Below are 10,295 nucleotides of genomic sequence, written 5' to 3'. Positions count from 1 at the left end.
TCAACCAGTGCACCGTGGATCCCGCCGTGGTGTTTGGGGATGATGCGGCGGCGCAGACGTGCGCGTGCGAGGGATGCCAGGAGTGCTGCTGCTTCACGGTGAGTGGATTTACGGAGTGCTATTGGCCGTGTTGGTGAGGAGGGCGTGTGCGCGTGAGCCATGTCGTTCACAAAGGTAACGCCACCCAGGAATTCCTGGGTGGCGCTTCATGTCTGACGAAAGCACTACTCGATGACGTGGTGGCACGCCACGCGCTGGCTGGACGCGAGCGATCGCAAGAGCGGTGCGACGGTCTTGCACGTCGCCACGCTCGATCCCTCGAGCTGCTGATGGAGCGGACAGCGTGGATGGAACGCGCAGCCGGAAGGCCGATCCTTGGGACTCGGCACATCGCCCGTGAGCACGATACGCGTTCGACTCCGTTCACGCACCGGGTCCGGGACCGGTGCCGCCGCCAGGAGCGCCCGCGTGTACGGATGCTGCGGGTTGCCGATGACCTGCGCGGTCGTTCCGATCTCGATGATCTGTCCGAGGTACATCACCGCGACGCGATCCGCAATGCGCTCGATGACAGCAAGCGCGTGTGAAACGAACAGAATCGTGAGATCGAGTCGCGCCTTGAGCGCGCGGATGAGCTCGAGAACCTGTGCCTGGACGGAGACATCGAGCGCGCTCGTCGGCTCGTCGCAGATGAGGAACTTTGGCTCGAGGACGAGCGCACGCGCGATCGCGATGCGCTGTTTCTGTCCGCCGGAACACTCGTGCGGGTATCGCGTGCGCAGTGTTGCGTCGAGCGCGACCCATCCCATGACCTCGACGACACGGGCATCAACGTCCGCATCCGTTCGCACCGACCGTTCGCCGATGCAGCGGTGAATGCGGAGCGGTTCCGCGATAATCTCGCTGATCGTCATCCGCGGATTTAACGATCCGTTGGGGTCTTGGAAGATAACCGCAACGTCCCGACGGAATGTCGCGAGGTCATCTCCGGAGAGCTCCGCGATGTCCGCATCGTGGTAGGCGACGCGTCCACCCGTTGGTGGGATGAGGCGAAGGAGCGTGCGGATGAGCGTGGACTTTCCGCAGCCACTCTCGCCGACGAGACCCAGCGTTTCCCCTGCGATGATGGCGAGTGAAACGCCATTGACCGCGCGGGTGATGTCATGGACGCGACTGAAGAGCCCGCGACGCATGGGGTAGTGTACCGCGAGATCGGTCGTGGTAATGAACGATGCCATGATCACCTCACTGAATGCAATTGTACGCCCGGCCGGGCGCCAATTCCTTGGTTGGGGGATAGGTGCCGACACACCGCGTGGAGTCCATCCACGCCGCGGTACATCGCTCTGCGAATCGGCAGCCGGACAACTCCACGAGATCCTCGAGCCGCGGTGGATGACCATCAATGCCCGTCAGCGGGCGATCGCAATTGCCAAGTTCCGGAACCGATGCGAGGAGGCCCGTCGTGTACGGATGCTTCGGATCTCGGAATAGCTCCGCAACGGGCGCGCGTTCGACGATCCGCCCCGCGTACATGACCGCGACGTCATCTGCGACCTTCGCGACGATGCCCATGTCATGCGTGATGAGGAGGATGGCGAGTCCGTGCTTGGCTTGGAGCTCACGGAGAAGATCGAGGACTTGTGCCTGGACGCAAACGTCAAGCGCAGTTGTCGGTTCATCCGCGATGAGGAGCTCCGGGTGACCCATGAGTGCCATCGCGATGAGCACGCGCTGGCACTGGCCACCGGAGAGCTGGTGGGCGTACTTGTGGAGCACGTCCTTCGGGTCCGGCATGTGGACATCCTGGAGCCGCTGCAGCGCAACTGCTCGAGCGGCAACGCGTCCCATCCGCTCGTGTACGATGCAGACCTCGGCGAGCTGGTCGCCAATCGTCTGCGACGGGTGGAGCGCGGTCATCGGTTCCTGGAAGATCATCGCAACACGGTCGCCACGGAGCTTCCGAACCGCATCCGCTTTTTCCGTGAGGAGATCGGTGCCGTGGAATCGCACGGAACCCTTCGCGCGCGCGTTGAGGGGCAGAAGTCCCATGATCGCGAGCGCGGTCATACTCTTCCCGCAGCCGCTTTCACCGACGAGGCAGAGCGTCTGCCCTCGCGCGATCGCGAGGTGGATGCCATCAACCGGATAGACGAAGACGGGATGACCGTCCTCCGTTTTTCTATCGGTTCGTATCGCCACGCGAAGGTTATCAATCTCGAGCACCATTACTGTACTCCTTTCAGTTCCACGTCGAACGCGTCCCGAAGTCCGTCACCGAGGAAGTTCAGGCAGCAGAGCGTCGTGGTAAGTGCAACACACGCGCTCAGGTACCACCAGTGCAGATGCGCTTTGTTCCACGCCTGGATGATGTTGCCCCATCTCGCCATCGGATCTTGAATCCCGACACCAAGGAACGAGAGGAACGCTTCCTCAAGAATAAGGACTGCGACGAGTCGCATCGCGTACGTCGTGATGGGGCCAATCGCGTTCGGGATGCAGTGGCGTGCTACGATGCGCCACCACGATGCACCCATCGCACGCGCGGCGATCACATGATCGCGTTGCATGATCTTCAGCACTTCGCCACGCGTAATGCGTGCGAGCGTGAGCCAGGAGACGCAGCCGATCGCCACGAAGAGGAGCAGCATGCTCTTCCCAAGAAATGCGACGAAGAGGATGACCAGGATGATGTACGGCACGCTGTAGCAGAGGTCAACAAACCGCATGAGGATCTGATCAATCCGCCCACCCGCGTACGCTGCGATCGTCCCGTACATCGTTCCGATGATCGCGCTAATCACGAGCGCGGTGATGCCGACGGCGAGTGATGTACACCCGCCGACCAGCACACGTACGAGGATGTCGCGTCCATTCCCGTCAGTTCCAAGGATGTGGCTCCACATGAGCTCACGGCCGGGAATGAAATCGTGGTAGCCGAACCAGGCGGCGAACGGCGGTGCGAGCGAGACCTCTTGAATATTTCCCGCGTCGTACACGAAGCCAAACGTCATCTTGAGCACCCACGGTCCCAGGAGACACACGAACACGATTACGAAGAGCGTGCTCGCCGAGACGACCGCGAGGCGATGGTGCGCGAAGTTTTTCCACGCACGCCCGAATGCACTCGTGCCACTCGGTTCACGGCGCGCGCGCCGGTATGCGCGGAAAACGGTCGCGCCGAAGGCACCCCACGCCACCGCGGCAACAAGCCCGAGGTGTGGGAACCATTCGGTGAACCGCTTCATCGCGACGCTTATCGGAGCGTCGATCGTGGCTGCCGTTCGTGTCACCACCATCATGACGGTAACCGCGAGTCCGAGACATACGATCGTCCCAAGCGTCTGACGCCACGTGCCACGCTCCGTTGACTCGATCGCGTCGCGGATGCGTGGGGTAAGTGCGGCGTACGCGAGGTCAACAAGGACGTTCGCGATGAGGATGAGCGTCGCAATGCACATCGTCGTGAGCATGATGAGGTTAACATCAATGGGATCGTTTGCTGCCGCTTCGACGAATTTGTTACCCATCCCCGAGATGGCGAAGAGCTTCTCGACCACGAACGATCCACCGGCGAACGCTCCGGCGATGAGTGGGCCCAGGAGCGTGATGACGGGGGTGAGTCCGACGCGGAGTGCATGACGGATAATGATCCGCTGCTCCGGTATGCCCTTCGCACGCGCGGTGCGGATGAAATCCTGATTGAGAACATCGAGCATACCGCTCCGTGCGAGCCGTGCGATCGCTGCGGTCATCGGGAGCGCGAGTGTGAGGACGGGGAGCACGTAGCTCAACGCCTCCTTGAGGTCCGCGCGTGGCCACCAGGACCATTGCATCGCGATACCAATGATGAGGAGCGGCCCCACGACGAGCTCGGGCACCGCGATGCCAATCATCGCAATTCCGGAACACACGTAGTCCGTCGGCGTATTCTGCCGGATCGCTGCCATGACACCGAGCGCCGTCCCAAAAAGGATGGCGAGTGCCACCGCGAGCGACACGATTGCCGCGGTGTGCGGGAGCCCCTCGCGGAGGACCTGGACGACCGTCCTCCCCTCGTGCTGCACGCTATCCCCGAAATCGAGATGCGCGATGCGCGTGAGATAGCGTCCAAGCTGCACGATCACCGGCTTGTCATAGCCATTCTTTTCGTGGCACGCGTCAATGTACGCCTGCGTCGCCTTCTCACGGAGACATGGGTCAACGCCTGTCGCCTTCACCATGCCGAACACGAGCACGATAATGAACGCGAAGGTGGCAACGAGCCACCCGAGGCGTCGGATGAGGTAGAGTCCCATTCGTGACACTCCTTTTGGTGTGGGAACGCGGTCCGATGTACATCGGACCGCGTGTATTGGACTGCTCGCTACTGCACTCGTCGGATGAACTTCAGCGGGTGATTCACTGCGGCGTTCGGTTCAATGCCGGTCCACTCCGGTCGCACCGCGTGGATGCGCGGGCTGAACGACAGCGGGAGCACCGGCATCTCGGCCGCCAGGACGTCTTCGGCGCGTCGGTACGCGGCCTGCATGGCCACGAGGTCGTGAGCGACGAGGCCCTCGGCGATCGCCGTATCGTACCGCGTATCACAGAAGTCGCTGTCGTTCTGCGCGTTCCCGCACTGCAAGAGTGCCGCGAACGTGTGCGGGTGCGCGTAGTCGCCCTGCCAGCCGTCCATCGTGATGTCGTACGTCTTCGGCCCAGTTAGCTTGGGGTCACGCCCGAGAACCTTGGGACGCCAGAGCTTCATCGGCATGCCGCTCAACGTCACCGAGATGCCCAGGCACTGTTTCCACATGTTCGCGATTGCGTTCGCCGCATCCTGCTCGACCGGCGAGTTCGTCCGGTAGAGGAACTCGTACGTCGGGAAGCCCTCGCCGTTGGGGTACCCCGCTTGCGCGAGGAGCTCCTTCGCCTTCGTGCAGTCGGCATCCACCGGATCGCGCCGTGGCGCGTACCCAGCGAGCCCATCGGGGATGAAGTTCCTCGACGGCACGTTACCCGACCGGGTGATGAACTGCTCGAGCTGCACGCGGTCAATCGCGAGGTCGAACGCACGACGAACGAGGACATTGTCAAATCCCGGCCGCTTTGTGTTGATGGCGATGTACCCGTTCGCATTTCGCGCGTACTGGATGACATCGCTCACCATGAACCGGCTCCGATCCTTCGGGTCGCGGATCGTGTCGAGCTCCGCCGACGGGATGGCGGCGCTGACGCCGGTCCAGTCGCACATCCCCTTCTTGTAGCAGTCGATCGCGACCTGGGCGTCCGTCCACGCGTGCGCGATGGCCGTCTCGATCTCGACGTTCGCTGCGTCCCAGTAGTTCGGGTTCTTCGTGAGGGTGATGTGGTCGTCGAGCTTCGCTTCGGTCGGCATGTACGGGCCGTTCCCAACAAAGTGCTCGGGCTGGCACCACGCGTCCTCGAACTGCGTGACCGTCGCGGAGTGCACCGGGCAGAACGTCTGGAACGGTACGACGTTCAGGAACACGCCGTTCGGCTCGGTGAGCGTGACAACGAACGTTCGTTCATCCGGCGCCGCGAGCGTCGCGATCTTCGCTTCCTCGAACAGGAACGAGTACGTTCCACCCCTCGCCGGGTCCTTCGCGCGCTCCCACGACCAGACAAAGTCGCCCGCGATGACGGCATCCTTGTTCGACCACCCCGCAATGCGCAGGTGGAACGTGTATGTCTTGCCGTCCGGCGAGACATCGTACGATTCGGCGACGCCATTGCGAACATCCGCGGGTCCCTTCGGACCCCATGTGAGGAGCCCCTCGCACGTGTTCATGGCGACGCCGAACTCGATCATGGAATCAATCTTGTGCGGGTCGCAGCTCTTCGGCTGTCCGCCGAGCGGAAAGTGAAACGCGCCATCCGTGATGTTGCGCGTCGCGCCGCCGTAGAGCGTGGTCGCCGACACCGCGACCGTCTGCTCGGTGCCTTCCGGGGCGATCGCTACTGTGCCGTCTCCGTCCTTGCTCGGGCAGCTGGGCCAGAGATCGAACCCGAATATCGCTATGAGCGCGAGGCCTACCGGAAAGATGATACCTGCCCATGAATGCTGTTTTCCTTCATTCGACATGACTCGATCTCCTTTTCTTCTGATGCTTTCGCGTCTCTTTTGAGGTTTTTGGATTCTGTTGTGAAAGGGCAGGAATCTGCCCCAAAAATGGGACTGCCACGATCCTACCACGGACATGGGCACTGTCAACCAGGACGAGAATGATGTCCAACCAATTTCGCTCCCAACGCTCTCCATGCTGTCCTTTACAGGACGATGCACCTGCGGTATATTTGCCACAGGTCATTCACAATCGAGGTGAAACATGTCTGACAACTCAGGGGATCTGTCGCGCAGAGCATTCACGAGAGCGCTGGTACTCGGCGTTCCCGGAGCTTTAATCTTGCGGCCGGCATCCGTTGCTGCAATGTACCCTGGAATCGTCTTCCACATCGTCGGGTATAGCGTGGCTGAATCCGTCGCGCCGCTCATATTGGGTCTCCTCGCGGTTGCCGTCGTCGTAAAGGCCGTCGAGCGTGTTGCTCACGATCTCCACGCGGCGTTTCGAGGGACGATTGCCCCGCAGCCGGGAAGCTCCGCATCTCCCCATGCCGCGTATGCTCTTTCGGAATGGGAAAACCAACAGACACCGGAACAGCCCATCGTCGTTCGTGTCTCCGTTGATCCCACAGCAAACATTCCCGGAAAAATCCTGCGCATTCGCGCGATGGCACTTGACTTCCTCCGCAACGACGGCATCGTGCTCCCCGGAAAGGGACGGCTCATCATCCTGGAATCTGGCACCATGGAGTTTGCCGATGGCGCATTCCGTGGGTACGCGACCATGCAAAACAATGGTGATCTCACCGTGTACACGCAAGATGATCATCTGGTACTCACACGTTGTGCTCGTCACGGTCAGTTCCATACCATCTGCCATGATTCCGATGCAGGACGGGCGGCGCTCGCGTCGGTGCTGGGGGAAATCCGTCATGTCTAGACGAATATTCGCAGGCGCACTGACTGCCATCCTAGGCACCGCGTCACTGACAGCAGCACAGCACCAGACAGGGCTGGACGACTTCCAATCCACGGAGCGACATGAGTCCGTACCCGCAATGCTGGAGTTCATGGCGCACATCGCTGAACTGGAACCCGCGATCAGAGACAACCTCCTGCAGGCGCGTCTGCTCAACACCGTTCTGCACATCGATCCCACCAAAGACACACTGCCTTACATGTCAAATGAGGTCGATGTCTTGGACAACTTTCAAGAGGTGCCGTGGCGGATGGTACTACGAACTCAAACAAATCCCCCTGTGTTTGGGTGGGAGCAATACGTGCTAGTTATCGTGCTCGATCCTGACGCTACGCTGTTGCAGTGGATTCGTTCGTACAGAGAGTACAACGATTACGCAAAAACAAAAATTCACAATGATCGATTTTTATTTTTCCTCTCAGGGAGAATCGCGTCCTACACCTGGAAGCGAACGCGCGGCAGCTACGACCAACGCTCGCTCGAGCTCGTGCTCAGCGACTACGTCATCGAGAGCATACGGACCAATCCTCTTACCGATTCCCACACGTGCAGCGGATCGGTACAACAAACAACACAGCTCCTTCAGAGAATGACGGCGGGGTGGGTCCGGTACTACATGGGGAGGAGCAGCAAGCCGAAGACACACGTTTGCCTACAATGAATCACCTCACCACACATGCGCCAGCCATCCGTCTGGAACATACTGCGCGCGCGTAGTATGCTCCAGACGGCATTTTTTTGAGCTAGTACAGATCCTGTATTGGTCCAATGCAGATGATTGATGTATCGTGCAGCACCATGTAAGATAAATGGTGCTGGCGCATTCTCCCTAAGAGACACGCATGGATACCACCATCAACAATGACGCGCAGGAACGCGTCGCGGCACTCTGGGATTCGTACACGCCCAAGCTGTACGGCTACTTGATGAACGCCGTCCATGACCGCACGCTCGCGGATGATCTCCTCCAGCAGACGTGGATGAAGGCAATCGCGACGATTGACCGCTACGAGGAACGCGGGCACGGGTTTGGCGCGTACCTGTTCACGATTGCGCGGAACGAGTGCCGACAGCACTGGCGAAAATCGGGACGCGAGGTAGACCTTGAACGCGCCGAGCATCTGCCAGCACCGACGACCACGCCAGACGATGCACTGGAGGTCGAGCGCATCCTTGCGTACCTCTCCGATGATGATCGCGAGCTCTTGCGCCTGCGCTACATTGCCGATCTCGCAGTGCAAGACATCGCGCGCGTACTCGGCATTTCCGTCACCGCGACGAGCGTGCGCATCCATCGTACCTTGAAGCGAGCACGGAAACTCTCCGTTTAGAAATAATGTCATTGCGAGCCCGAGACCGTGAGGGCGTGGCAATCTCTCCACTTGATTGCGCGGGATTGCCACGTCGCGGATGCCGACGTTGCAAGATGGAAGCAAGCCGGCATCCCGAGCTTGCCTCGGGACTCCTCGCAATGACGAAAGGGGAATACATTTCTGCACGCTCATAGCTGAATGAGTATGACCAACTTTCACGACCGACTCAAACGATGGGGCGCATCACAGCGGCGAGCACCGGAGCGCAACGATGCGCTCAAAGCGGCGGCACTGCAACATGTTCGGCCAAGCGCGAAGCGAGCACGGGTGACAGCACCTCTGCGACTCCCCTTCCTCCCGCTCGCGCTCGCGGGCACCGCAGTGATCGCGCTGCTCGTGGTGTCGAGGACGAGCTACGTCGCGACGTATCAAGCGGATACGAATGGCGTTCGTACAAGCGACAGCGCACTCGGCCTCGGCATCGCGGGACCCGAACTATCAACGGAGCATTGGAGCCAAGCGCCATACAGCGAGTTCGAACCCATCCCGCGTCCGCCGGACAAGGCACCCATCGTGGATGATCGAGAACTGCTCCGCACGGATTACCGCGCCACGATGCGGACGCGCCGTGTACAGGAAGATGGACAGCGCGTGCAGACGATCATCCGCGGACATGGCGGACGCATTGATCAGCTCTCGCTCAACGAGCGGTACGGCTCCGTATCCTTCGCGCTGCCGGAGGACGAACTCCCCGCGCTCCGTGATGAGCTGCGCGGCATGGTACGCACACCGTTCCTCACGGAATCATTCCATGCGGAAAACCTCCTACCACAGCAGCAGGGATTGGAGCAGCGCGAGCAGTCCATCACCTCGCAGATCACCGAGCTCACGCAGCAACTCGATGAAATCACCACCACGAGCGAGCACACCGTCGCATCGCTCACCGCCCAACTCCGCACCGTGCGCGCCGCGCTCACCGACGCACGCGACAGCGCACCCACAACCACCGCCGCCATCGTAGCCAAGCAGGAGCGCATCACCGCACTCGAGCAGGAAGAGCGCACCCTCGATATCCGCATCGCATCTGTTCGCAAGGACTTCATGCGCCAGCGTGCCGAACTCGAACGGAACATCGCTGATTACCAAGCAACGCTGGACCAAAACGGTACCGCGCAGCAAGACATCCGTAATACTGTCGCGACCGTACGCGGAACCATCACCCTACAGCAGATCACGTACACGGGCATGGTTCGCACATACCTCACCATGTACTGGCTTGCGACGCTCCTCGGCGTCCTCGCGATCCTCACGTTCATCCGCAAATTCCGCGCACGGTCCTAGTCGAAAGAAAAACAGTGTCTGGCCCCGATGGTCGGGCCGGACACCGTTTTGTTTCCGCCCACCACGCACAGGAAAGCCCACCCGCGTTGCCGGGGTGGGCGTTGTGTGAGACAGGGTACAACTCGCGTACCACTCCCACTTCTCGCTAGTCATCGTCCGAGTTGACCCCAGGGAAGGTGGAGCCGCTTTTCTTGCCCCGAGCTTTGGCACCTTTCTTCCGAAGATACTCCACCGTCTCCGGCGCCAAATGTGGTCTGCGTTTCCCGTTCGGATCACACACCCACCTGGGACTTGGTTCAAGGAGCCGACCGAGAAATGCAAAAAATCCCATGACATCCTCCTCTTCACGAAAATTACTCCACCACTACCTACTACCCAGTATACTCCGCGCTGCGTGGATGTCAAAAAAGCCCAAATCTCCCAAGCAAAAACCGCCCCAACCATCGGGGCGGTTCTCCTCACCAACACGGCCAATAGCACTCCGTAAATCCACTCACCGTGAAGCAGCAGCACTCCTGGCATCCCTCGCACGCGCACGTCTGCGCCGCCGCATCATCCCCAAACACCACGGCGGGATCCACGGTGCACTGGTTGA

The 10,295-nt window shown here is 60.6% G+C and carries 8 protein-coding genes; 3 read left to right on the top strand and 5 right to left on the bottom strand.

Annotated features, from left to right (window positions below; genetic code table 11):
* Window positions 1-224: 224 nt before the first annotated feature.
* The 4 genes from Q7S96_00255 to Q7S96_00240 all read right to left on the bottom strand — a co-directional run bounded on the left by Q7S96_00255 (window position 225) and on the right by Q7S96_00240 (window position 6,088).
* The gene (locus tag Q7S96_00255) at window positions 225-1,238 is read right to left on the bottom strand and encodes an ATP-binding cassette domain-containing protein (GenBank protein ID MDO8462693.1); all 1,014 of its coding nucleotides are present in this window, start codon (window positions 1,236-1,238) and stop codon (window positions 225-227) included.
* A 7-nt stretch (window positions 1,239-1,245) separates the two neighbouring features.
* The gene (locus Q7S96_00250) at window positions 1,246-2,229 is read right to left on the bottom strand and encodes an ABC transporter ATP-binding protein (protein ID MDO8462692.1); all 984 of its coding nucleotides are present in this window, start codon (window positions 2,227-2,229) and stop codon (window positions 1,246-1,248) included.
* Window positions 2,229-4,298: an ABC transporter permease subunit gene (locus tag Q7S96_00245; protein MDO8462691.1), complete on the bottom strand. Its 2,070-nt coding sequence runs from the start codon at window positions 4,296-4,298 to the stop codon at window positions 2,229-2,231. The genes Q7S96_00250 and Q7S96_00245 overlap by 1 nt, the downstream gene beginning before the upstream one ends.
* A 68-nt stretch (window positions 4,299-4,366) precedes the next feature.
* Window positions 4,367-6,088 carry a peptide ABC transporter substrate-binding protein gene (locus Q7S96_00240; GenBank protein MDO8462690.1) on the bottom strand — a complete coding sequence of 574 codons (1,722 nt, stop codon included), beginning with the start codon at window positions 6,086-6,088 and terminating at the stop codon, window positions 4,367-4,369.
* A 346-nt stretch (window positions 6,089-6,434) separates the two neighbouring features.
* Here Q7S96_00240 and Q7S96_00235 point away from each other — a divergent pair, with 346 nt between their 5' ends.
* Window positions 6,435-7,007 carry a hypothetical protein gene (locus Q7S96_00235; protein MDO8462689.1) on the top strand — a complete coding sequence of 191 codons (573 nt, stop codon included), beginning with the start codon at window positions 6,435-6,437 and terminating at the stop codon, window positions 7,005-7,007.
* Window positions 7,008-7,050: 43 nt separating this feature from the next.
* Here the strand turns inward: Q7S96_00235 and Q7S96_00230 are convergent, their stop codons facing one another.
* Window positions 7,051-7,215: a hypothetical protein gene (locus Q7S96_00230; GenBank protein MDO8462688.1), complete on the bottom strand. Its 165-nt coding sequence runs from the start codon at window positions 7,213-7,215 to the stop codon at window positions 7,051-7,053.
* A 673-nt stretch (window positions 7,216-7,888) separates the two neighbouring features.
* Between Q7S96_00230 and Q7S96_00225 the strand changes: the two genes are divergently transcribed.
* Complete coding sequence (locus tag Q7S96_00225; protein ID MDO8462687.1) at window positions 7,889-8,377, top strand: sigma-70 family RNA polymerase sigma factor; 489 nt, start codon at window positions 7,889-7,891, stop codon at window positions 8,375-8,377.
* A gap of 186 nt (window positions 8,378-8,563) precedes the next feature.
* The gene (locus Q7S96_00220) at window positions 8,564-9,700 is read left to right on the top strand and encodes a hypothetical protein (GenBank protein ID MDO8462686.1); all 1,137 of its coding nucleotides are present in this window, start codon (window positions 8,564-8,566) and stop codon (window positions 9,698-9,700) included.
* Window positions 9,701-10,295: the final 595 nt, after the last annotated feature.

This window comes from bacterium, from assembly GCA_030647005.1.
Lineage (GTDB): Bacteria > Patescibacteriota > Patescibacteriia > JACPHY01 > JACPHY01 > JAUSKG01.
This window is presented reverse-complemented; position numbering and strand designations above follow the sequence as displayed.